Genomic DNA, 20,910 nt, shown 5'->3' with positions numbered 1-20,910 from the left:
CGTCACAGGATCGACCCGGGGATGTACCCGGCGGCCAGGGGGTGCTGCTTGACGATCTCCTCGATACGCGAGATCACGGCCGCGACCTGCTGAGCGGCGGCCCCGGTGAACGACAGCTTGTCGGCCATCAGCTCGTCCAGCTGCGCCCGGTCGAGGGGGATGCGCTCGTCGGCCGCGAGCTTGTCCAGCAGCTCGTTGCGCTCGGCGCCCTGCTCACGCATGGCCAGAGCGGAGGCCACCGCGTTCTCCTTGATGGCCTCGTGCGCGACCTCGCGACCGACGCCCGCGCGTACCGAAGCCATAAGCACCTTGGTCGTGGCCAGGAACGGCAGGTAGCGGTCCAGCTCGCGCGCCACGACCGCCGGGAAGGCGCCGAACTCGTCGAGCACGGTCAGGAACGTCTCGAGGAGACCGTCGAACGCGAAGAACGCGTCGGGCAGCGCGACCCGGCGCACCACCGAGCAGGACACGTCGCCCTCGTTCCACTGGTCGCCCGCCAGCTCGCCCGTCATCGAGGCGTAGCCGCGCAGGATCACCATGAGGCCGTTGACGCGCTCGCAGGAGCGGGTGTTCATCTTGTGCGGCATCGCGGACGAGCCGACCTGGCCGGGCTTGAAGCCTTCCGTCACCAGCTCGTGGCCTGCCATCAGCCGGATCGTCTTGGCCATCGAGGACGGCGCACCCGCGAGCTGCACCAGCGCGGTGACGACCTCGTAGTCCAGCGAGCGCGGGTACACCTGGCCCACCGAGGTGAAGGCCTGCGAGAAGCCGAGGTGAGAGGCGATCCGCTGCTCCAGGTCCGCCAGCTTCGCTGCCCCCTCGGCGCCTCCGCCGAGCAGGTCCAGCATGTCCTGGGCCGTCCCCACCGGGCCCTTGATGCCGCGCAGCGGGTAGCGGCCGAGCAGCTCCTCAAGGCGGCCGTACGCCACCAGCAGCTCGTCCGCCGTCGTGGCGAAGCGCTTGCCGAGGGTCGTCGCCTGGGCCGCGACATTGTGCGAGCGGCCGGCCATGACCAGCTCCGCGTACTCGCCGGACAGCTTGCCCAGTCGCGCCAGCACCGCGACCGTACGGTCGCGCATCAGCTCGAGCGAGAGCCGGATCTGAAGCTGCTCGACGTTCTCCGTGAGGTCGCGGGAGGTCATGCCCTTGTGGACCTGCTCATGGCCCGCGAGCGCGTTGAACTCCTCGATGCGCGCCTTCACGTCATGGCGCGTGACCTTCTCGCGCTCGGCGATCGACCCCAGGTCGACCTGGTCGAGTACACGCTCGTAATCGGCGATGGCGGCGTCCGGAACCTCGATCCCGAGGTCCTTCTGAGCACGGAGCACGGCGAGCCAGAGCTGACGCTCCAGCTTCACCTTCTGCTCGGGGGACCACAGGTCGGCGAGCTGCGCGGAGGCGTAGCGGCCGGCCAGGACATTGGGGATGCGGGGCTTGGCAGTCACGTGACCAGATTCTACTGGCGGTTTCTGCAGGCCAGCGCCGCGGCCCTGTTTGTTGCTTGCTACGAGGGACGAGAGGTGAGACGCGGACCGTTACGGCAGCGGGGCGTCGTACGGCAGCAGCTTGGGGCGCTTCGCAGGTCGGCCGTCTCCCGACGACCGACCCGTGACCCGGCGCCCGATCCACGGCACCAGATGCTCGCGCGCGAACCGCAGGTCAGCGCCGCGCCGCGCCGCCCAGCCCGGCAGTACACCCGGCGCCAGCGGCGCCCGCCAGTCGTCCTCGGCCGCGAGCCCCAGCGTCTGCCACACCGCCTCGGCGACCCGCCGGTGCCCCTCCGCCGTCAGATGCAGCCGGTCGACGTGCCACAGCCGCTGATCGGCGAGCACAGGAGCGCCGTACAGGTCGACGACCAGAGCGCCGTGCCGCGCCGCCAGCTCGTCGACGAACTCGAACAGCTCGTCCATGCGCGGGCGGAAGCGCTCCATCACCGGACCGTCGCGGCCGGGGCTGCGCATCAGCACCAGCTGCTTGCAGGACGGCGCCAGCTTCTCGACGGCCTCTTCGAGCAGCCCGCGCACCCTGCCCATGTCGACCTTCGGCCGCAGCGTGTCATTGAGCCCGCCCACCAGCGTTACAACGTCCGCCCGCATGGCCGCCGCCACGTCGGCCTGCTCGGCGACGATCTGCCCGATCAGCTTTCCGCGTACGGCGAGATTCGCGTACCGGAAGCCGGGCGTGCGTGCCGCGAGCCGCGCGGCGAGCAGATCCGCCCAGCCTCGGTACGAGCCGTCGGGAAGGGCGTCCGACATGCCCTCGGTGAACGAGTCGCCGACCGCGACAAGGCTGGTGTAGGTGGCATTCATCTCCATGGCGGAGCGATCGTATCCGGTCGCCCCGAGGCAGTCGTCCAGGTTTTGTCCAAGCTCTGTCCAGAGCCGGCCGGCCGCGGTATCCCGGGAGCAGGCCCCCAACAGTCCCCAAGAGAGTCCCCAACAGGGCGCCGGGCGACGGGAGAAGGAGCGAGCCATGTTCAGTGCCGCATTCTGGAAGGCCACCGCGGAGCGCGCGGTGCGCACCTTCGCGCAGTCACTCGTCGCGGTCCTCACCGCCGGGGCGACGAACCTGATCGACATCGAATGGCCCGCCGCGCTCTCCACGGCGGGCTTCGCGACACTCCTCGCCGTTCTCACCGCCATCGGTGCGTCCGGCTTCGGAGCGCGCGGCCCGGGCCTCACAGAGACCACGGACCGCGCTCCTACTCCCGTCGGCTGAAGTCGCTACGCCTGCCGCTGGTCCGGCCGGCCCACCAGCTCGCGCAGTACGTCCTCCATCGTGACGAGCCCGGCCGGGTTGCCGTTCTCGTCAAGTACCGCCGCCAGGTGGGTCCGGCTGCGCCGCATCGCCGTCAGTACGTCGTCGAGCGGCGTCGTCGCCCGCACCCGGGCGATCGGCCGCAGCGCGGACACCGGGAACGGCACATCGCGCGGTATGGCGTCCAGGGCGTCCTTCACGTGCAGGTAGCCCAGGATCCGCAGGCCCTCAAGGACGGGGAAGCGGGAGAACCCCGACTCGGCCGACAGCCGCTCCAGATCCTCCGGCGTCGTCCACACCTGGGCGAACACCACGCGCTCCACCGGCATGACCACGTCCACCACCGGACGGCGACCCAGTTCCAGGGCGTCGTGCAGCCGCTCGGCCGCACGGTCGTCGAGCAGACCGGCGTGGCCCGCGTCCGTGACCAGCCGCGCCAGCTCGTCGTCCGAGAACGTCGCGGACACCTCGCCCTTGGCCTCCACCCGCAACAGCTTGAGCAGGCCGTTGGCGAAGGCGTTGATCGCGAAGATCACCGGCCGCAGCCCACGGGCCAGCGCCACCAGCGGCGGACCGAGCAGCAGCGCGGTACGAACCGGCTCGGCCAGCGCGATGTTCTTCGGCACCATCTCGCCGAAGAGCATGTGCAGGTACGTCGCAGCCGCCAGCGCGATGACGAACGAGATCGGGTGGATCAGCCCGTCCGGCAGACCCAGCACGTGGAACACCGGCTCCAGCAGATGCGCGATGGCGGGCTCCGCGACCACACCGAGCACCAGGGTGCACAGCGTGATGCCCAGCTGAGCCGCCGCCAGCAGCGCCGACACGTGTTCAAGTCCCCACAGGACGCTGCGCGCCCGCCGGTTCCCCGCTTCCGCATCCGGTTCGATCTGACTGCGGCGTACGGAGATCAGCGCGAACTCCGCGCCGACGAAGAAGGCGTTGACGACCAGCGTGAGCAGGCCGACGAGCAGTTGGATCACGATCATCGTCCGGCCCCCTCTTCCTCTGAACCGGACGAATCGTCGGTGGCCGGAGGCGCGTGCAGCAGCACCCGCGCCGCCCGGCGCCCCCCGGCGTCCACCACGTCCAGCTGCCAGCCCGCCAGCTCGATACGGTCGCCCACCACCGGGATACGCCCCAGCTCTGTCGCGACCAGCCCGGCGAGCGTCTCGTACGGGCCGTCGGGCACCCGCAGTCCGACCCGCTCCAGCTGGTCGGTCCTGGCCGCGCCGTCCGCCGACCAGAGCGCACGCCCGTCGGCGTCGTCGCCGGCCGGGGCGAGGTCGGGTGTCTCGTGCGGATCGTGCTCGTCGCGCACCTCGCCGACGACCTCCTCGACGATGTCCTCCAGCGTCACGACGCCCGCCGTGCCGCCGTACTCGTCGATGACCACGGCCATGGTGCGCTTGCCGGACAGCCGGTCCAGGAGCCGGTCGACCGTCAGTGACTCCGGTACGAGCAGCGGCTCGCGCAGCATCTCGGAGACGGGAAACAGCCGCCTGCGGTCGGCAGGCAGGGGCAGTACGTCCTTGATGTGCGCGATACCGACGACCGAGTCGAGGCTGCCCCGGTAGACGGGGAAGCGGGACAGACCGGTGGCGCGGGTGGCGTTGGCGACGTCCTCCGCCGTGGCCTGCACATCGAGCGCGGTGACCTGCACACGCGGGGTCATCACGTTCTCCGCGGTCAGTTCCGCCAGGTTGAGGGTCCGTACGAACAGCTCCGCTGTGTCGGCCTCCAGCGCGCCCGCCTTCGCGGAGTGCCGGGCCAGCGCGACGAGCTCCTGGGGGCTGCGTGCGGACGCCAGCTCCTCGGCCGGCTCCAGGCCGAAGCGCCGGACGATCCGGTTCGCCGTGCCGTTGAGGTGGCTGATGAGCGGGCGGAAGGCCGAGCTGAACATCCGCTGCGGGGTGGCGACCACCCGGGCCACGGCCAGCGGCGACGAGATCGCCCAGTTCTTGGGCACGAGCTCGCCGACGACCATCAGAACGACAGTGGACAGCGCCGTACCGATGACCAGAGCCACCGACGAGGCCGTCGACGGGGACACGCCGAGCGCCCGGACCGGACCGCGGATCAGTTTGGCGACCGACGGCTCGGCGAGCATGCCGACAAGCAGGTTGGTAACGGTGATGCCGAGCTGAGCGCCGGAGAGCTGGAACGTCAGGCTGCGCACGGCCTTGAGCGCGCTCGCCGCGCCACGGTCGCCGCGCTCGACGGCCCGCTCAAGATCTCCGCGCTCGATCGTGGTGAGCGAGAATTCCGCCGCGACGAAGGCTCCGCAGGCCAGCGAGAGCAGCAGGGCCACCAGAAGCAGAAGCACTTCGGTCATCGGTTCACCTCCGTCCCATGATCCGGCAGGGACGGGAGGATTGCGCGATGTCGACTACGTCGACTACTGGGAGGCTCGCCCATGGGCGGACGCTCACACCTTTCAGAAGTGGTGAATGCAGAAGTGGTGAATGGTCCGCCCATGGTAAAGGAGGGGCAAAACGAAAAATCCGGGAGTCAGCCCACCAGCGGCTTGACCCAGCGCGACCACTGCGGCTCCGGCGCGTACCCCGCCGCCCGCCACGCATGGTGTCCGCGCTCGTTGCGGTCGAGCACCATCGCGTCGCCGCGCCGCCCTCCCAGCTGTACGAACCGCTCCTCCGCCGCCGCGAGCAGTGCGGAGCCGATGCCGCGCCGCCGCCGGTCCGGGTGCACCGCCAGCCGGTACAGGTGGCAGCGCCAGCCGTCGAAGCCCGCGATCACGGTGCCCACGAGCTCACCGCCGACCCCACCACCAGGCTCACCACCGAGCTCCGCGAGAAGCAGCGATTCGGGGTCGCGGGCGACCAGGCGCTCGATGCCGGCCCGGTCGTCGCTGATGCTCGTCCCCTCGGCGGCCTCCTTCCAGAAGGCCAGAACCGCGTCGAGGTCGTCGGGCCCCGCGGCCCGTATACGTAGATCATCCATGGCGTCATCCCACCACCCGGCAAACCGCGGCGTCGAACACTTTCCGGGATGTGGTCGCCGTGGCCGGTGAAGCCGAGACGATCAGCTGCTGCGCAGTTCCTCGATCACCGGGCCGAAGGTCTCCAGGTGCGGGCGCATCTACTCGTGCGCGATGGCGGCCAGCACATTCATCCGCGAGGCGCGCGACGCCGGAAGCAGCGCCGCGGCCAGCCCCACCACGACGGAACCCACCACGACCGCCACAACAGTCCACCAGGGTATGGCGAATGCGGTCATCCCCTCCAGAGCGAGAACCTGTTGTATGGCCACCCCCCACACCATCCCGAGCGCGAGCCCCAGCAGCGCCCCGAACACCGCGATCACCACGGACTCCAGCCGGATCATGCGCCGCAGCTGCACCCGCGAGAGCCCGATGGCGCGCAGCAGCCCGATCTCGCGGGTCCGCTCCACCACGGACAGAGCAAGGGTGTTGACGACCCCCAGCACCGCGATGACGATCGCCAGGCCGAGCAGTGCGTACACCAGATACAGCATCACGGCGATCTGCTGCCGGACCAGCTCCTTGTAGTCGGCCTGGTCCCTGACCTGCACCTGCGGATACGGATCCAGCGCCTGCTCAAGATCCCTCCTCAGGTCCGCCACATCGCTGCCGCTCGCGGCGTTGACGTACAGCGCCGCGTCCTGCCCGCCCGGCAGGTACTTCTCCACCGTCGCGAGCCCCATGAAGAGCCCGCCCTCCATGCCGGGCCCGCCGGACTGGTCCATGTCCGTGAGCGCGGCCACCTTGAGCTCGGCCTTCTTCCCGCCCGGGAACTCCACCGGCACGACGCTGCCGATCCGCACCCGGTGGTCCTCGGCGTAGTCCACATCCATGGCGATGCTGCCCGCCGCCAGCGCCGCGGCCGAGTTCCCGCTCGCGTACGTGATACGGGCGACCTCGTCGATCCGCGGGTCGTACGCGGACGCCGTCGACTCCACGCGCCTCCCGTCCGGCAGTTGCAGCCCCATCGGCGCGAAGCGCTGCCGCACCACCGTGCCCGCGCTCTCCACCCCGTTCACCTTGTCGGTGATCTCCTGGGGGAAGGGCATGAAGTTCGTGTTCTGTACTACGAAGTCGGCGCCCAGTGTCTTGTCGATCTGCTCGTCGAACGACTTGGTCATCGACGCGCTGGCCACCGAAAGTCCGACCACCAGAGCCAGCCCGACCATCAGCGCGGCCGCCGTCGCGCCCGTACGCCGAGGATTGCGCAGCGCGTTGCGCTGGCTCATCCGCCCGACCGGACCGAACAGTGCGGGGAAAGCACCGCCGAGCACCCGGATCACCGGCCGTACGAGCAACGGCCCCGCCACCACCGTGGCGATCAGCGTCAGTACGACGCCGAGCCCGAGCAGCGGCGCCGCCGAACCGGTCTCCCGGCTCACGGCGCACCCGGCCAGAGCCGCGGCGCCGGCCGCCGCGACCAGTGCGCCGGCCACGGCTCGTACCCGCAAAGGCCTGCCCACACCGGCGACTTCGGCATCCACCAGCGCCGCCATCGGCGAGACACGGGCCGCCCGCCGGGCCGGCAGATACGCGGCGACGAAGGTGACGCCGACCCCGACGGCGTACGACGCCACGGGCGTTCCCCAGCCCACCACCATCTCGGTGGCGCGCAGGTTCATCCCGAGCAGGCCCATCAGTTCGATGAGCCCGGCGGCCAGCCCGATGCCCGCGGCGAGGCCCACGGTCGAGCCGAACAGGCCGAGCAGCAGCGCTTCCGTCAGCACGGAGCGGCGCACCTGGCGGCGGTCCGCGCCCAGTGCCCGCAACAGCCCCAGCTCGCGGGTGCGCTGGGCGATCAGCATCGAGAAGGTGTTGACGATCAAGAAAATACCGACGAGCGTGGCGACCCCGGCGAAGCCGAGCATCACGTACTTGATCACATCGAGGAATCCGCCCAGTTCGGAGGCCGCCGTCTCGGCCTGCTCGTCGGCGGTCCTGAGCTCGTACGCACCACCACCGATCTCGTCCGCGATCCGCTGCTTGAGTACGGAGTCGCTGGTGCCGTCGGCCGCGTCGACCGAGATGGAGGTGGCTGCGTCCGCCTTCCCCAGCAGCTTGGTCTGCGCGGTCGGGGTGTCCAGGAAGACGAGCGCGGCACCGGGGTTGGTGGCGGTGAAGGTCGCGATACCGACGATCTCGGCCTTGAAGGAGCCGGGCTGCGCGAGGATCGTGAGCGAGTCCCCGATCCCGAGCTCCTTCTTGTCGGCGGTGTCCGCGTCGAGCAGCGCCTCGCCGGGCCCGTCCGGTTCGCGCCCGCTGGTCAGCTTCACCGGACTGCGGTCGGTCGGATTCCAGTTGGTCGCGATGGTCGGTGCGCCGGTGACCGGGCCGACGGGCTCGTTCTCGGCGTCGACGACCGTGATGTTCTCCACGGAGGCGTCGACATGTGCGTCGGCGACCCCGTCGACCTTCTCGATCCGTTCCACGAGCGAGGACGGCACCGTACGGACGATTCCCGACGGCAGGCGCTTGTCGATGCCCTCCCGCGCCTGGACCGTCACATCCGCGGAGGTGGAGGAGAAGAGCCGGTCGAACGTGCGGGCCACCGTGTCCGAGAAGATCAGGCTGCCGGCGACGAACGCCACCGACAGGATCACGGCGAGGGCGGACAGCAGCAGCCGGCCCTTGTGGGCGAAGAAGCTCCGCAGTGTCGCCTTCAGCATGGCGGCCTCAGCCCTCGGTTCCCTGGGGGCGTCCCCCGGAGAACAGGCGCATGCGTTCCAGGACCGCTTCGGCCGTGGGCGCGGGCATGTTGTCGACGATCCGCCCGTCGCCGAGGAAGAGCACCAGGTCGGCATAGACGGCGGCCACCGGATCGTGCGTCACCATCACGACCGTCTGGTCGAGCCGGTCGACCGCCTCGCGCAGGAACGCCAGCACTTCGGCGCCCGCCCGCGAGTCGAGGTTGCCGGTCGGCTCGTCGGCGAAGATCAGCTCGGGCCGGGAGGCGAGCGCACGCGCGCAGGCCACCCGCTGCTGCTGACCGCCGGACAGCTGGGACGGGCGGTGCTTCAGCCGGTCGCGCAGCCCCAGCGTGTCGATCACCCGCTCCAGCCATTCGCCGTCGGGTTTGCGTCCGGCGATGTCCATGGGGAGCGTGATGTTCTCGGCCGCGGAGAGCGTGGGCAGCAGGTTGAAGGACTGGAACATGAAGCCGATCTTGTCCCGCCGCAGCCGCGTCAGTTCGCGGTCCCTGAGACCCGTCAGCTCGGTGCCGCCCAGCCACACCTGCCCTGCGGAGACCGTGTCGAGCCCGGCCAGGCAGTGCATCAGCGTGGACTTTCCCGACCCGGACGGGCCCATCACCGCGGTGAACCGGCCGCGCGCGATGTCGACGTCCACGGAGTCCAGGGCGAGTACGGTCGTCTCGCCCGCCCCGTACGCCTTCGTGAGCCCACGCGCACGCGCCGCGACCAGGTCCTCGCCGGGCGCGGGCCCGTCGGCGCGTGCTGTTGCAGGTGTGGACAAGGCGGCCTCCCGGGGTTGTTGGCCGAGCCGACTCCCGTACAACTGCCGAGAGTAAGGCGCGCGGGCCGTCGCCGGTATCCGTCGTTGGGTGGGCTCGGACGGGCCCGTGTAAGGGCCAAGGGGTGTGCGCCCTCTTGCCGGTGCTAGCGCTGCCGCGCTAGCTTGATGGTGTGGCGAAGACCCAGCTGAACGTACGAGTGGACGAGACCACCGCGGAGGCCGCACGACAGCGGGCCCTCCAACGCGGGATGAGCGTGAACCGCTACATCGAGGAGCTCGTCAGACAGGACGCGGGGGAGGTGGGACGTACCTTCGTGGAGGCCGCGTCCGACTTCATGAAGCAGTACGAGTCGGTGTTCGCCGAGGAGTTCGGCACGGAGCGCGAAGGCAAGCGTTGACCCTCAAGATCGACCTCGCCTGGCTCCTCATGATCGCCGAACACAAGACCCCGGGTGACCCGCAGGTCGTCGACTGGGGCGCGCTCGTCGCCGCCGTCGCCCGGCACGAGGCGGAAATATTCGGCATCCCGGTCTACAGCGATCCGCACGCGCGCGCCGCCGCCCTGCTTCAACTGCTGCTCCATGTCCCGGCCCTGGAACGCTCGAACGCGATGTTCGCCTCGGCCGTCGCCTACGGCTACCTCGTCGCCTGCGGCCTCAAGGTCATCACCTCGCCCGAGCAGGTGCGGGACTTGGCCCGGCTGGTGAAGGACGGCAAGGCCGATGTGCACGCCATCGCCGAAGAGCTTCGCCAGTGGAGTCTGTGACGGGCGGCGTCACTATGCGGCGTCCGTGTCACCGGTTCCATGCGTGTCACCGGTGTCATCCGTCTCCATCGTCTCCATGGGCTTGCGCGCCACGCCCAGCACGCAGGGCGACGACGGCAGCTTGACGCCCTGCTCCGGTACGAACAATCGTCGGCAGGCCTCGATCCCGAAGCCGGCCGCCCGGATTTCCGCCATCGGGTCGCGCGCCGTGTGACAGCCGCCGAAAAGGACGGGCCATACGGTGCGGTCCAGCGCGCGCTGGACGGCCACCATGGCTCTGCCCTCGCCTCGTCCGTGCTCGAAGAAGCGCAGTTCGCCGCCTGGCCGCAGCACACGCCTGATCTCGGAGAGCGCGCGCGGAACGTCTCGTACGCTGCACAGCACCAGCGACACCACCGCCGCGTCGTACGCCTCGCTCTTGACCGGCAGCGCCTCCGCGGCGCCCGGCACGACGTCCACCGGGACGTCGGCGTCCAGGGCGGCCTGCACGGCCAACTGGCGCAGGCTGCGCTCCGGTTCGATGGCCACGACCTCGGAGACGGCCGACGGGTAGTGCGCGAAGTTCAGCCCGTTGCCCGCGCCGATCTCGATGACCCGCCCCGAGAGGCCGGACAGCAGCTCGGTGCGGTGCGCTGCCACCCCGCCTCTGAGGTCGGCCACCACGCTGATGCGGGCGTAGAACCGGGCGAAAAGGGGATGGTGCACGGCGTCCCGGGGCACCTTGCTGCGGCGCAGTGGCATCGCGGACCTCCTCCGGCGGGCGGACGGATACCGCGATTCTTACCCCGTAGGACCCGATACGCCGCTCACGAAGCAGAACTCGTTGCCTTCGGGGTCGAGGAGCACCTGGAAAGAACCTTGCGCATCGGTGACGATGCCGCCGCTTCTGGTCGCCCCGAGCCGTTCCGCCTCGGCCGTGGCGGAGGCGATGTCGCCGGCGTCCAGATCCAGGTGGAGACGGTTCTTGACCGTCTTTCCCTCGGGTACGCGCTGGAAGGCGAGCCGGGTGAATCCGGGCGGATCGATGTACGACCAGTCCGGACTGCGGTCCTCCGGGTCGCCGCCGAGCAGGGCGGCCCAGAACCGGACCAGAGCGGCCGGATCTGCGCAATCGAAGACAATCTCGTCGACACGTGCTCGCATGGCGGTCAGCGTACGCGCAGCGTGGCGCAGCCTATGCGCGCCAGGTGCCGCCGAGGGGCGGCGCGAGCCAGGTCGCGGCGCGGGTACGGAAGTCGGCGGGTGCCAGGGCTCCGGCTCCCTCGGGGACGGCTCCGAGCAGCGGGGCTCCCGCGGCTTCGGGCAGGTCCGTCAGATTGCACCGCTCGGCCAGATCGGGGTGGGTGGGCCAGCTGCCGACGACCACGCCGAGGAGCTCCAGTTCGCGGGCGCGCAGGGCTTCGGCGGTCAGCGCGGTCGAGTTGAGCGTGCCGAGGGCGGCGGGGGTGACGACGAGTACGGGCGCGTCGAGGAGGCGGGCGGCGTCGGCGAGGGTCGCGCCGTCGTCGTCGAAGCGGACGAGGAGGCCGCCGGCGCCTTCGACGAGGACGAGGTCGTGCTCGGCGGCCAGCTTCTCGGCCGCCTCGGCGATGTCGTGCGGACGCACGGGCGGCAGGGCGGCGCGGCGGGCGGCGGTGGCGGGGGCGAGGGGGTCGGGGAACCGGGCGAGTTCGACTCCGCGCACGCCGGTGCCCGCGAGGCGCACCACCTCGTCGGCGTCTCCGCCCGGTTCGCCGGAGGCGAGGCCGGTTTGGGCGGGCTTCAGTACGGCGACGGTGCGGTTGGCTGCGCGGGCGAGGGTGGCTACGGCGGCCGTGACGATGGTCTTACCGATCTCGGTGCCGGTTCCTGTGACGACGATGATGGGCATGCGTGCTCCTGGTAGTTGCGTGCTTCCGTCCCTGGCCGGTGGCTGCGCGAGGGTCAATTTGTTCCCCCACCCCGCCCCTTCCCGAAACTGGGGGCAAGCCCCCAGCCCCCCGTGAGGACTTCGGGAAGGGGCGGGGTGGGGAAAGAAACCACCCCGCCGTCACGCAACCGACGCCGCCGCCCGTACCGCCCCGCATACGCGGGCCAGGTCCGCGTCAGTTGTGACGTACGGCGGCATCGTGTAGATCAAGTCGCGGAACGGGCGCAGCCACACGCCCTCCCGCACCGCCGCCCGCGTCGCAGCCGCCATGGCCGCCTCGTCAAGAGCGCGGTCCAGCTGTACGACGGCGATCGCGCCCAGCACCCGTACGTCCCGCACTCCCGGCAGCTCCGCCGCCTCCGCCAGGCCCTCCCGCAGGCCGGCTTCGATGCGCTTGACCTCGCGCGCCCAGTCCTGGCCGAGCAGCAGGTCGATCGACGCGCAGGCAACCGCCGCCGCGAGCGGATTGCCCATGAATGTCGGGCCGTGGGCCAGGACGGGGAGTTCGCCGCGCGAGATGCCTTCGGCCACTGCGGACGTGCACAGCGTCGCCGCCATCGTCAGGTAGCCGCCGGTCAGCGCCTTGCCGAGGCACAGAACATCGGGTGAGACGCCCGCGTGCTCCGATGCGAACAGCGTGCCCGTACGGCCGAAGCCGGTCGCGATCTCGTCGAAGATCAGCAGCACGCCGTGTTCGTCGCACGCCTCGCGCAGCACCCGCAGATACGCGGGGGAGTGGAAGCGCATGCCGCCCGCGCCCTGCACGACCGGCTCCACGATCACCGCGGCCAGTTCGTCCGCGTGCCGGGCGACGAGCGCGCGGAGGTGGTCGGCGTACGACTCGGAGAATTCGGAGAATCCGGCCGGCGGCGCGTCCGCGAAGATCTGGCGCGGCAGCACCCCCTGCCACAGCTCGTGCATCCCGCCCTTGGGGTCGCACACCGACATCGGCTGCCAGGTGTCGCCGTGGTAGCCGCCGCGCCAGGTCAGCAGGCGCTGCTTGCCCGGGCGGCCCACCGAACGCCAGTACTGGAGGCACATCTTGACGGCGACCTCGACCGACACCGATCCGGAGTCGGCGAGGAAGACATGCCGGAGCGGTTCCGGGGTGATCTCCACGAGCTTGGCGGCGAGCCGCACGGCGGGCTCGTGGGTGAGCCCGCCGAACATCACATGGCTCATCCGGTCCAGCTGGCCGCGCGCCGCCTCGTTGATGACCGGGTGGTTGTAGCCGTGGATCGCCGACCACCAGGACGACATGCCGTCGATCAGCTCGTCCTGCCCGTGCGCGGGCCGGCCGAGTCGCAGCCGTACGCCGGACGCGGATTCGACGAGCAGCGGCTCGGCACGGCCCGGCATCGGACCGTACGGATGCCAGACGTGTTCCCGGTCGAGCCGGAGCAGTTCGGTGGGGCTGAGCGACTCGAACATGTCAGGCATTGGGGGCGATATCCGTCCCCGCACCCCTTCGGCGTACCGACACGAGGTCCGTACGGGCTTCAGGCGCCGCAGCGGCCGCCTGCTCGTCGCCGCACGTTCCGGACGCCTCGTCACCGCACACCGAGCCGCAGCCGCCGCCGGCCGCCCGGTGCTCGGGCAGCGTCGTCGTGTCCGTGCCCTCCACCTCGAAGCCGGCGTCGGCGATCATCTCCAGGTCGGCCTGGCCGGCCTGGCCCTCACTGGTGAGGTAGTCACCGAGGAAGATCGAGTTGACCAGGTGCAGCGCGAGCGGCTGCATCGTGCGCAGATGCACCTCGCGCCCGCCCGCGAGCCGGACTTCCACGTCCGGGCAGACGAACCGCACCATCGCGAGGATGCGCAGCGCCCGCTGCGGCGTCAGGTTCCACTCCTTGGCGAGCGGCGTCCCCTCGAAGGGGATCAGGAAGTTCACCGGCACCGAGTCGGGGTCGAGGTCGCGCAGCGCGAAGACGACGTCGACGAGATCCGCGTCCGTCTCGCCCATGCCCGCGATCAGTCCGGAGCACGCGGACATGCCCGCTGCCTGCGCCTGCTGGACGGTCTCGACACGGTCGGCGTAGGTGTGGGTGGTGGTGATGTCGCCGTACGTCGCCTCGGACGTGTTCAGGTTGTGGTTGTACGCGTCCGCGCCGGCCGCCCGCAGCCGTTCGGCCTGTCCGTCGGACAGCAGGCCGAGGCAGGCACAGACCTCGACGTCCTCGTTCTGTTCCTTGATCGCCTCGATGGTCTTCGAGACCCGGTCGACGTCCCGGTCCGTCGGCCCGCGCCCGCTCGCGACCAGGCACACGCGCTTCGCGCCGCCCGCGACCCCCGCGGCCGCCGCCTGTGACGCCTCGTCGGGCTTCAGCCATGTGTACTTGAGAATCTCGGCCTTGGAGCCGAGGCGCTGCGAGCAGTACGAGCAGTCCTCGGGGCACAGACCGGACTTCAGATTGACCAGATAGTTGAGTTTCACCCGCCGTCCGAACCACTGGCGGCGTACCTTTCCGGCCGCGGCCACCACATCGAGCAGCTCGTCGTCGGAGGTCGCCAGTACGGCGAGCGCCTCTTCGCGGGTCGGCAGTTCGCGCCGCAGCCCCTTGTCCACCAGCGTGTTCAGCAGGTCCATGGCGCCGATCCTGGCCTACCGCACCACCTGTGGCCAAGGAGGAATTGCACAAGAGCGGCCCATCGAGGTGTGGGTATTGCCACATCATGACCTCGGACGAGCCCGGCTAGTGTCTGTGGGCTGCCTACAAAGGGACTCATCCATGCCCCAGGGACCGGGACCGTTCGACTGGATCGACGAGCAGGCGCGGCTGCGCGACAGGGCCGGGCTCGTCAGGACCCTGCGTCCGCGCCCCGCCGAGTCCGCCGTCCTCGATCTGGCGAGCAACGACTACCTCGGCCTGACCCGCCGCCCCGAGGTCACCTCCGCCGCGGCCGACGCCGCCCGCCGCTGGGGCGCGGGAGCCACCGGCTCGCGGCTCGTCACCGGCAGCACCGCCCTGCACGCCGAACTGGAGCGGGAGCTGGCCGATTTCTGCGGCTTCGAGGCCGCACTCGTCCTCTCCTCTGGTTACGCCGCCAACCTCGCCGCCCTCACCGCGCTCAGCGGCCACGGCTCGCTGATCGTCTCCGACGCCCTCAACCACGCCTCGATCGTCGACGGCTGCCGCCTCTCGCGCGCCGACACGGCGGTCGTGCCGCATGCCGACCCCGATGCCGTACGCAAGACGCTCGACGCGCACGACGGGCGGGCGCTCGCCGTCACCGACTCGGTCTTCTCGGTCGACGGCGACGCGGCGCCGCTGCCGGAGCTGGCGGAGGCCTGCCGCGCCCACGGCGCGGCCCTCGTCGTCGACGACGCCCACGGGCTCGGGGTCCTCGGCGACGGCGGCAGGGGCGCGCTGGACGCGGCGGGCCTGGCCGGTGCGGACGGTGTCGTCGCCACGCTGACCCTGTCCAAGTCCCTGGGCAGCCAGGGCGGAGCGGTCCTCGGCCCGGCCCGGGTCATCGACCACCTCGTCAACACAGCCCGTACGTTCATCTTCGACACGGGTCTGGCACCGGCCGCAGCCGGCGCGGCGCTGGCGAGCGTACGGCTGCTGCGCCGCGAGCCGGGGCTCGCCGCCCGGGCCCGTACCGTCGCGGCCTCGCTGCACCGGGGACTGACCGACGCCGGTCTGTCCGCCGTACGCCCGGACGCCGCTGTGGTGTCGGTCCTGGCGCCCTCGCCGGAGGCGGCGGTGCGGTGGGCCGCCGACTGCCGCGAGGCGGGGCTTGCCGTGGGCTGCTTCCGGCCCCCGTCGGTGCCGGACGGGATCTCCCGCCTCAGGCTCACTGCCAGGGCGGACCTCACGGACCAGCAGATCGAGCAGGCGGTCGCCACGGTCCTGCGGACCGCGCCCGTGGTCGGGAACAATCACATTCGGATCAGCAATGTTCGAAAGGGAGAAGATAATGGTGATGGCGCGCGATGAAATGCAGGATGTCTAAACGGACATGAGACATTCTCGCCACCGCGAGCAACTGCCTCAACTGCTGTTTCATGACTTGATATGCGCCCCACCAATGCGCCGCCCAAATACGTTCTCGCGTAGCAGAGTTCACCGCTTCGAGCGACAGATATCTGCATATCTTGGGGGATCGCCCCCTATGACGGCGCCATGAGTGGCACTCTGGCGCGGAGCGCAATCCGAGGCCGCCCTCGAAGCTAATCCGCCACGAGTCGGAGTCCGGCCCCGGTGGGAAAGGGACAGCGTCGCCATGGCAGACCACCAGGAAGTATCCGTCACTCTGCCGAGCGAGCCGGCCTCGGTCTCAGCGGCACGGAGATACGTCGCCGAGATTCTCGGCGAGTGGGGGATGCCCCCCGACTCCGATGCCGCCGATACCGTTCGGCTTATCGTTTCAGAGCTGGCAACAAATGCCGTCCAGCACACTTTCGGCCAGTCGCCCACCTTCACCGTGGACGTACAACTGGACCGGGACGAGAGGTTGCGCATCGGCGTCACAGACAGCCACCCCCGGTGGCCGAAACGGTTGCCCGCCGCCGTCCAGCAGGACAACGGGCGCGGCATAGTGATCATCCGCTGTCTCACCCTGGAGTGCGGCGGCCGGCTGAGCGTCCAGCCCACGCAGGAGGGCGGCAAGACGGTGTGGATCGCGCTCCCCTGGAACGCCCCGTCAAGCAGTAACGGTCAAGCAGTAACAGTCAAGCAGTAACGGTCCGCCAGTGATGGCCCACGCCAGGCATACCCCGGCGGCGTGCACACCACCGCCGGGGTCGCCCCAGGTCCTGTCGGCAGGGCCTCCTCAGACGAGGCCGCGCTCCATCGCGCTGCGCTCGACACAGAATTCATTGCCCTCGGGATCGGCCATGACGACCCAGCCGAGGCCCTCCGCTTTGCGCTGATCGCTGATGATCTTCGCGCCGAGCTCCGCGAGCCGCTCCACCTCGGCATCCCGCGTGCCGTTCGGCGGCTGGATGTCGAGGTGGATGCGGTTCTTGACGCTTTTGCCCTCGGGGACACGGATGAACAGCAGTCCGGGGACGCCGGGCTGATCCGATTCGATCAGCACTTCGTCGTCGCCCGGAGCGTCCTCCTTGCTCACCTTGTAACCGGTGAGCGCGGACCAGAACTCGGCAATGGCGTAGGGGTCGTGGGCGTCGAAGGTGATGTGACATACCGGATTCATGAAGGTCATGGTGGTCAACTTACCTTCATAGTCAGGCAGTTCACATGATTTAGATCAGCGCACCCGGCCGTACCAGACGGAATTGGACCAGATCCTCTCCAGCTTCACGTGGGAGCCGGTCTTCGGGGAGTGCCAGATCTTGCCGTTGCCCGCGTAGATGCCCACGTGGTAGACGCTGCGACCGTAATGGAAGAAGACGAGGTCGCCGGGCTGCCTGCCGGAGGCGGAGATGTGTCGCGTCCTGTTGTACTGGGACTGCGCAGTGCGTGGCAGGCTCTTGCCGGCCTTCTTGAACGAATAGAGCGTCAGCCCCGAGCAGTCGAACCGGTTCGGGCCCGTTGCCCCGCGCATGTACGGGGCACCCTTCTTCGATGCGGCAATCTTGAGTGCCTTCGTCGAATGCGACGCGGCATGCGCCTCGGTGGCGGCCCCCGGCGCCAGCATGGTGCCGCCGATGGTGGCGAGCGTGAGAGCCGAGGCGGCCCCGGCCCGGGAGAGCAGGTGCGGAACATACGTGTGCGCGGTCATGCGCAACCCTTCGTCAGCCGCCTGTGAAGGATGACCTGTCGGGTTCGGACAGGCGAAGATGCCCGGCCGCTTTCGCGGCTTCACCCCAAGGGACGACCGTGTCCGGCCACCCCGCCCTGCTTGGGTCCTCCACTCCTGCCGATGCACTCCTGTCGACCAGTCATCCGGAGCGGCGGCAGGACTCAGCGTCCGCCCGGACCGCCCCGCCGCGGTGGCGGGGGCTTGTCGTCCCAGGGATCTTGACTCATGAACACCCGGATTTCCGAGTAGAAACGGTCGTATGTGAGGCTCCTCACGACTGACCCGTTCGGGTGGACAGGGGCGTTTTCGACGATCGTTGTCGGTGCCTGGCGACCCTCGCACCAGGGGTGGAATGCCCCATTCCGTCATTTGTGTAGGCGTGATGCGCAAGTCGGATAGTACGACTGCACAGTCGGTAAATACGCCGTTCGAGGTGTCGCGTGTCGTACTCGGCAGGGCCAGTCGGCTGAACCCCCGTCAACTCGTGGCGGCCGGCGGCACAGTGACCCGGCTCGCCCGCCGCTCCCCGTCGAGCACCCGCAGTGCCCGGGCGAGGGTGGCGGCATGGAGGCGGGTCTCGCCCCGCTCGTGCATCACGGTGAGCGCGTCCCGCAGTGCTGCGGCCTTCCCGGCGAGCGCCTGTGCGGCGCGCAGGGCGCCGTAAGTGTCGGCCCCGTGCGCCGGATTGATCCGCCCCACCAGATCGACGACTTCGAGATAGCGGTCGATGAACTCGCACTCGGCGCGCGTCAGGGCCGGCAGCGGCGGCAGTTCGGGCAGCAGCATGCGGGGATCACCTCGGGGCGGAGAAGGCGGAAGTGTCCTTGCGGCTCTGCACGATGTGGTCCACCAGGCCGTACGCCCGGGCCGCATCCGCGTCGAAGACCTTGTCGCGCTCGATGTCGGCGTCGACGCGCTCCCCGCTCTGCCCGGTGTGCCGCGCGAGCAGCTCGGCGAGCAGCTCCCTCATGCGCATCAGCTCGCGCGCCTCGATCTCCAGGTCGGACGGCTGTCCGTGCACGGGCTCGTCGGTGGACGGCTGGCTGAGGACCACCCGCGCTCCCGGCAGCGCGAGGCGCTTGCCCGGTGAGCCGGCCGCGAGCAGCACGGCGGCGGAGGACGCGGCCTGGCCCAGGCAGATGGTCTCTACGTCGCAGGTGACGAACTGGATCGTGTCGTAGATCGCCGACATGGCGGTGAACGAGCCGCCGGGGGAGTTGATGTAGAGCGAGATGTCCCGGTCGGGCGCGGCGTGTTCGAGGTGCATGAACTGCGCCATCACGTCATTGGCGGCGGTGTCGTCCAGTGCCGTACCCAGGAACACGATCCGCTCTTCCAGCAGCTTGGAGTACGGATCGAGGGTGCGGGTTCCGGTGCTGGTGCGCTCGGTGAATTCGGGCAGGACGTAGCGAGCGCTGTGGGTGGAAGGCCGGTTCATGGCAGTGCTTCTCCCTCATTGGTCCTCGGGCATGACCGTGGTCCGAGCATCTGTAAAAAATGTACAGGACGTACAGGCCGTTATGATGGGGAGCATGGCCTACGAGATTCCGGTGACGCAAGCCCGAGCAGAGCTCGCCGAACTGATCAACCGTGTCGTCTACGGCGGAGAGCGGGTGGTCGTGACGCGTCACGGGAAGCCGCTGGTGGCGCTTGTTTCCGCCGCTGACCTGGAACGACTTGAGGGCGAGCAGGAGGTGGCCGAGGATCCGGTGATCAGTTCCGTCTCCGAGATCGGCTCGGCGCCGTCCGCTCCGGGCGAACGGCGCCGCTTCGGCATTGCGGCGGAGCACCGCGGCGGCACACGCGACAGCTGACCGCCGCCGGCTGACCTCCGCGTCCGCCCGTACGTACGTACGAAATCTGCCGTACGTACGAAAGGGGACGTGCGCCCCGTCCGCTACAGCGGGGACGCACGGCCGGCTTTGCGGTGCCGTCAGCGCACGGGGGCCGGAGGCGGAGCCGGGGCAGGGGTCGGCTCCGGAGTGCGTGGCGCCGGGGTCTCGTCCCCCGCCGCGGGTGTTGTCGGCCGCCGCCGCCCGCCCACCAGGACCGCGGCCAGGCCGAGCATGACCCACAGGCAGAGCGCGAGAACCGGCCCCTGCGCGGCGTGGCCGTCGAAGAAGGCGACCGACCGCAGCAGTGACCCGCCCGCGCCCGGCGGCAGCCACTGGCCGATCGCTCCGGCCGGCTCCGGCAACAGCTGGGGCGCGCTCGTCACCCCCGAGAACGAATTGCCGAGCAGTACGATCAGCAGCGCCCCGATGCCGATCCCCGCACGTCCGACCAGGGCCGCGATGCCCGCAACGGCCGATCCGACGGCCAGTACGGTCAGACCGATCGCGCCCGCCTCGGCCCACCAGCCGCCCGTGACGATGCCCAGCCAGCTGTGCGCGATCCCGGCGGCGGTGATGCCCACCAGCGCGGAGCCCCCGACCAGCGCGAGAGCGCCCCGTGCCCCGCGCAGCCCCACCAGCGTGACGACGGCTCCGGTCGCGACGCCCGTGATGGCCAGCGGCAGGACACTGGCGCCGAGCGCGCTGCCGCGCGGGTCCGCGGCCGGGGCGGCCACCACATCCGTGACCTTCACCTGCGTGCCGGGCGGCGCCTGCGCGGTCACGGCCTCCCGCAGCAGCTGAGCGACGACGGGGCTCGCGGCGGAGGCGGTCAGCAGCTCGGGGCCTTTCGGGGTGACAACTACGGCCCCGTATACGACCCGGTCCTCGATCGCCGTACGGGCGGCGTCCGCATCGTCGTAGCGGTGTACGTCGAAGGCGCCTTCCCGCTCCTCGAACCGCTGCTGAAGGGGTGCGGTCGCGGCCGCCGGGCCCGCGACGCCGACGGGAAGGTCGCGCGGGGCGATGCGGGCGGCGGGCCAGGCGAACGCCCACAGGGCCAGGGCCACGATGACGGGGACGAGGACGATCACCGCGACCAGGCGACGGGCGGGCGGCGGTGCGACGGCCTGGGTATCGGCCTGGGTGTCGGCCTGCGCGGTGCCCTGTGTGTTGTCCTGTTCGTCACGCTGTGCGGCGGACATGGTGCCCCTCGCTTCCAAAGTCGGCCCCCCGGACGAGCCCGCCTCCGCCGCCGCACGAGCTCGTGACCCAGGTGCTCGGCCGGATCCTGATGGACAGGCAGTCCGGGCATCGACGACCGTCCCGCGTTCCCGCGCCTGGTCCTTCAAGTGTGGACCGAGACCCTGCGCAGCGAGGCTCCCGGACCATGATCGCCATCGCCGTCCATGACTCATGTGGCGGAGGGCGGCGCAGTTAACGCGGCCGAAACTCCGCGCAACTA

The 20,910-nt window shown here is 70.3% G+C and carries 23 protein-coding genes and 1 riboswitch; of the genes, 6 read left to right on the top strand and 17 right to left on the bottom strand.

All coding sequences use genetic code 11. The features are described from left to right. Positions 1 to 2 precede the first annotated feature (2 nt). A complete protein-coding gene (purB, locus tag J7I98_RS07400; RefSeq protein ID WP_214919783.1) occupies positions 3 to 1,445 on the bottom strand; it encodes an adenylosuccinate lyase in 1,443 nt (480 codons plus the stop codon). Between the two features lie 90 nt (positions 1,446 to 1,535). Next, positions 1,536 to 2,315, bottom strand: coding sequence for an SGNH/GDSL hydrolase family protein (locus tag J7I98_RS07395; RefSeq protein WP_214919782.1), 780 nt, complete (start codon positions 2,313 to 2,315; stop codon positions 1,536 to 1,538). A gap of 157 nt (positions 2,316 to 2,472) precedes the next feature. Between J7I98_RS07395 and J7I98_RS07390 the strand changes: the two genes are divergently transcribed. After that, positions 2,473 to 2,718, top strand: coding sequence for a holin (locus J7I98_RS07390; protein ID WP_214919781.1), 246 nt, complete (start codon positions 2,473 to 2,475; stop codon positions 2,716 to 2,718). A 5-nt stretch (positions 2,719 to 2,723) separates the two neighbouring features. Here the strand turns inward: J7I98_RS07390 and J7I98_RS07385 are convergent, their stop codons facing one another. The 5 genes from J7I98_RS07385 to J7I98_RS07365 all read right to left on the bottom strand — a co-directional run bounded on the left by J7I98_RS07385 (position 2,724) and on the right by J7I98_RS07365 (position 9,229). Further along, positions 2,724 to 3,746, bottom strand: coding sequence for a hemolysin family protein (locus J7I98_RS07385; protein WP_214919780.1), 1,023 nt, complete (start codon positions 3,744 to 3,746; stop codon positions 2,724 to 2,726). Beyond that, a complete protein-coding gene (locus J7I98_RS07380) occupies positions 3,743 to 5,092 on the bottom strand; it encodes a hemolysin family protein (RefSeq protein WP_214919779.1) in 1,350 nt (449 codons plus the stop codon). Before J7I98_RS07380 ends, J7I98_RS07385 begins: the two co-directional genes overlap by 4 nt. A 176-nt stretch (positions 5,093 to 5,268) precedes the next feature. Further along, entirely contained in the window at positions 5,269 to 5,718 is a 450-nt protein-coding gene (locus tag J7I98_RS07375; protein WP_214919778.1) for a GNAT family N-acetyltransferase, read from the bottom strand. A 138-nt stretch (positions 5,719 to 5,856) separates the two neighbouring features. Next, complete coding sequence (locus tag J7I98_RS07370) at positions 5,857 to 8,424, bottom strand: ABC transporter permease (protein WP_214919777.1); 2,568 nt, start codon at positions 8,422 to 8,424, stop codon at positions 5,857 to 5,859. A gap of 7 nt (positions 8,425 to 8,431) precedes the next feature. Further along, positions 8,432 to 9,229: an ABC transporter ATP-binding protein gene (locus J7I98_RS07365; protein WP_214919776.1), complete on the bottom strand. Its 798-nt coding sequence runs from the start codon at positions 9,227 to 9,229 to the stop codon at positions 8,432 to 8,434. A gap of 170 nt (positions 9,230 to 9,399) precedes the next feature. Here J7I98_RS07365 and J7I98_RS07360 point away from each other — a divergent pair, with 170 nt between their 5' ends. Both J7I98_RS07360 and J7I98_RS07355 read left to right on the top strand, forming a co-directional pair. Beyond that, complete coding sequence (locus J7I98_RS07360) at positions 9,400 to 9,627, top strand: antitoxin (protein ID WP_214910147.1); 228 nt, start codon at positions 9,400 to 9,402, stop codon at positions 9,625 to 9,627. Next, the gene (locus J7I98_RS07355; protein WP_214919775.1) at positions 9,624 to 9,995 is read left to right on the top strand and encodes a fic family toxin-antitoxin system, toxin component; all 372 of its coding nucleotides are present in this window, start codon (positions 9,624 to 9,626) and stop codon (positions 9,993 to 9,995) included. The genes J7I98_RS07360 and J7I98_RS07355 overlap by 4 nt, the downstream gene beginning before the upstream one ends. 12 nt (positions 9,996 to 10,007) lie before the next feature. Here J7I98_RS07355 and J7I98_RS07350 read toward each other — a convergent pair whose 3' ends face one another. The 5 genes from J7I98_RS07350 to bioB all read right to left on the bottom strand — a co-directional run bounded on the left by J7I98_RS07350 (position 10,008) and on the right by bioB (position 14,491). After that, the gene (locus J7I98_RS07350) at positions 10,008 to 10,736 is read right to left on the bottom strand and encodes a class I SAM-dependent methyltransferase (RefSeq protein ID WP_214919774.1); all 729 of its coding nucleotides are present in this window, start codon (positions 10,734 to 10,736) and stop codon (positions 10,008 to 10,010) included. Positions 10,737 to 10,775: 39 nt separating this feature from the next. After that, positions 10,776 to 11,138 carry a VOC family protein gene (locus J7I98_RS07345; protein WP_214919773.1) on the bottom strand — a complete coding sequence of 121 codons (363 nt, stop codon included), beginning with the start codon at positions 11,136 to 11,138 and terminating at the stop codon, positions 10,776 to 10,778. Between the two features lie 31 nt (positions 11,139 to 11,169). After that, a complete protein-coding gene (bioD, locus tag J7I98_RS07340) occupies positions 11,170 to 11,865 on the bottom strand; it encodes a dethiobiotin synthase (RefSeq protein ID WP_214919772.1) in 696 nt (231 codons plus the stop codon). Positions 11,866 to 12,024: 159 nt separating this feature from the next. Further along, a complete protein-coding gene (locus tag J7I98_RS07335; RefSeq protein WP_214919879.1) occupies positions 12,025 to 13,335 on the bottom strand; it encodes an adenosylmethionine--8-amino-7-oxononanoate transaminase in 1,311 nt (436 codons plus the stop codon). Position 13,336: 1 nt separating this feature from the next. Further along, positions 13,337 to 14,491, bottom strand: coding sequence for a biotin synthase BioB (bioB, locus tag J7I98_RS07330; RefSeq protein ID WP_214919771.1), 1,155 nt, complete (start codon positions 14,489 to 14,491; stop codon positions 13,337 to 13,339). A gap of 142 nt (positions 14,492 to 14,633) precedes the next feature. On the opposite strand from bioB, the gene J7I98_RS07325 reads away from it, so the two are divergent. After that, positions 14,634 to 15,845 carry an 8-amino-7-oxononanoate synthase gene (locus J7I98_RS07325; protein ID WP_214919770.1) on the top strand — a complete coding sequence of 404 codons (1,212 nt, stop codon included), beginning with the start codon at positions 14,634 to 14,636 and terminating at the stop codon, positions 15,843 to 15,845. Positions 15,846 to 16,131: 286 nt separating this feature from the next. Further along, positions 16,132 to 16,590, top strand: coding sequence for an anti-sigma regulatory factor (locus J7I98_RS07320; RefSeq protein ID WP_214919769.1), 459 nt, complete (start codon positions 16,132 to 16,134; stop codon positions 16,588 to 16,590). Between the two features lie 90 nt (positions 16,591 to 16,680). Here the strand turns inward: J7I98_RS07320 and J7I98_RS07315 are convergent, their stop codons facing one another. From J7I98_RS07315 to J7I98_RS07300, 4 genes are all read right to left on the bottom strand, one after another. After that, positions 16,681 to 17,073, bottom strand: coding sequence for a VOC family protein (locus J7I98_RS07315; protein WP_214919768.1), 393 nt, complete (start codon positions 17,071 to 17,073; stop codon positions 16,681 to 16,683). Between the two features lie 45 nt (positions 17,074 to 17,118). Then, entirely contained in the window at positions 17,119 to 17,592 is a 474-nt protein-coding gene (locus J7I98_RS07310; protein ID WP_214919767.1) for a C40 family peptidase, read from the bottom strand. A gap of 3 nt (positions 17,593 to 17,595) precedes the next feature. Then, a riboswitch (cyclic di-AMP (ydaO/yuaA leader) is annotated at positions 17,596 to 17,777 on the bottom strand. A 313-nt stretch (positions 17,778 to 18,090) separates the two neighbouring features. Then, positions 18,091 to 18,399, bottom strand: coding sequence for a hypothetical protein (locus J7I98_RS07305; protein ID WP_214919766.1), 309 nt, complete (start codon positions 18,397 to 18,399; stop codon positions 18,091 to 18,093). Positions 18,400 to 18,406: 7 nt separating this feature from the next. Continuing rightward, a complete protein-coding gene (locus tag J7I98_RS07300; protein WP_214919765.1) occupies positions 18,407 to 19,051 on the bottom strand; it encodes an ATP-dependent Clp protease proteolytic subunit in 645 nt (214 codons plus the stop codon). 94 nt (positions 19,052 to 19,145) lie between these two features. Here J7I98_RS07300 and J7I98_RS07295 point away from each other — a divergent pair, with 94 nt between their 5' ends. Beyond that, positions 19,146 to 19,427 carry a type II toxin-antitoxin system Phd/YefM family antitoxin gene (locus tag J7I98_RS07295; RefSeq protein WP_214919764.1) on the top strand — a complete coding sequence of 94 codons (282 nt, stop codon included), beginning with the start codon at positions 19,146 to 19,148 and terminating at the stop codon, positions 19,425 to 19,427. A gap of 119 nt (positions 19,428 to 19,546) precedes the next feature. Here the strand turns inward: J7I98_RS07295 and J7I98_RS07290 are convergent, their stop codons facing one another. After that, positions 19,547 to 20,650 (bottom strand): ABC transporter permease, encoded by a 1,104-nt coding sequence (locus tag J7I98_RS07290; protein WP_251020272.1) that lies wholly within the window; start codon positions 20,648 to 20,650, stop codon positions 19,547 to 19,549. Between the last annotated feature and the right edge of the window lie 260 nt (positions 20,651 to 20,910).

Origin of the sequence: Streptomyces sp. ISL-98, assembly GCF_018614055.1 — a bacterium.
In the GTDB taxonomy this organism is placed as follows: domain Bacteria; phylum Actinomycetota; class Actinomycetes; order Streptomycetales; family Streptomycetaceae; genus Streptomyces; species Streptomyces spiramyceticus.
The sequence above is the reverse complement of the archived record's forward strand: the minus strand, read 5'-3'. Positions and strand labels throughout refer to the sequence as shown.

What these genes read in the sequence shown, in the direction of transcription:
- J7I98_RS07380 (WP_214919779.1), bottom strand. Translation starts at nt 5,092, where the DNA reads ATGACCGAAGTGCTTCTGCTTCTGGTGGCCCTGCTGCTCTCGCTGGCC.
- J7I98_RS07350 (WP_214919774.1), bottom strand. Translation starts at nt 10,736, where the DNA reads ATGCCACTGCGCCGCAGCAAGGTGCCCCGGGACGCCGTGCACCATCCC.
- J7I98_RS07305 (WP_214919766.1), bottom strand. Translation starts at nt 18,399, where the DNA reads ATGCTGCTGCCCGAACTGCCGCCGCTGCCGGCCCTGACGCGCGCCGAG.
- J7I98_RS07300 (WP_214919765.1), bottom strand. Translation starts at nt 19,051, where the DNA reads ATGAACCGGCCTTCCACCCACAGCGCTCGCTACGTCCTGCCCGAATTC.
- J7I98_RS07385 (WP_214919780.1), bottom strand. Translation starts at nt 3,746, where the DNA reads ATGATCGTGATCCAACTGCTCGTCGGCCTGCTCACGCTGGTCGTCAAC.
- J7I98_RS07310 (WP_214919767.1), bottom strand. Translation starts at nt 17,592, where the DNA reads ATGACCGCGCACACGTATGTTCCGCACCTGCTCTCCCGGGCCGGGGCC.
- bioB (WP_214919771.1), bottom strand. Translation starts at nt 14,491, where the DNA reads ATGGACCTGCTGAACACGCTGGTGGACAAGGGGCTGCGGCGCGAACTG.
- J7I98_RS07375 (WP_214919778.1), bottom strand. Translation starts at nt 5,718, where the DNA reads ATGGATGATCTACGTATACGGGCCGCGGGGCCCGACGACCTCGACGCG.
- J7I98_RS07325 (WP_214919770.1), top strand. Translation starts at nt 14,634, where the DNA reads ATGCCCCAGGGACCGGGACCGTTCGACTGGATCGACGAGCAGGCGCGG.
- J7I98_RS07390 (WP_214919781.1), top strand. Translation starts at nt 2,473, where the DNA reads ATGTTCAGTGCCGCATTCTGGAAGGCCACCGCGGAGCGCGCGGTGCGC.
- J7I98_RS07395 (WP_214919782.1), bottom strand. Translation starts at nt 2,315, where the DNA reads ATGGAGATGAATGCCACCTACACCAGCCTTGTCGCGGTCGGCGACTCG.
- bioD (WP_214919772.1), bottom strand. Translation starts at nt 11,865, where the DNA reads ATGCCCATCATCGTCGTCACAGGAACCGGCACCGAGATCGGTAAGACC.
- J7I98_RS07320 (WP_214919769.1), top strand. Translation starts at nt 16,132, where the DNA reads ATGGCAGACCACCAGGAAGTATCCGTCACTCTGCCGAGCGAGCCGGCC.
- J7I98_RS07290 (WP_251020272.1), bottom strand. Translation starts at nt 20,650, where the DNA reads ATGTCCGCCGCACAGCGTGACGAACAGGACAACACACAGGGCACCGCG.
- J7I98_RS07295 (WP_214919764.1), top strand. Translation starts at nt 19,146, where the DNA reads ATGGCCTACGAGATTCCGGTGACGCAAGCCCGAGCAGAGCTCGCCGAA.
- J7I98_RS07345 (WP_214919773.1), bottom strand. Translation starts at nt 11,138, where the DNA reads ATGCGAGCACGTGTCGACGAGATTGTCTTCGATTGCGCAGATCCGGCC.
- J7I98_RS07335 (WP_214919879.1), bottom strand. Translation starts at nt 13,335, where the DNA reads ATGTTCGAGTCGCTCAGCCCCACCGAACTGCTCCGGCTCGACCGGGAA.
- J7I98_RS07370 (WP_214919777.1), bottom strand. Translation starts at nt 8,424, where the DNA reads ATGCTGAAGGCGACACTGCGGAGCTTCTTCGCCCACAAGGGCCGGCTG.
- J7I98_RS07315 (WP_214919768.1), bottom strand. Translation starts at nt 17,073, where the DNA reads ATGACCTTCATGAATCCGGTATGTCACATCACCTTCGACGCCCACGAC.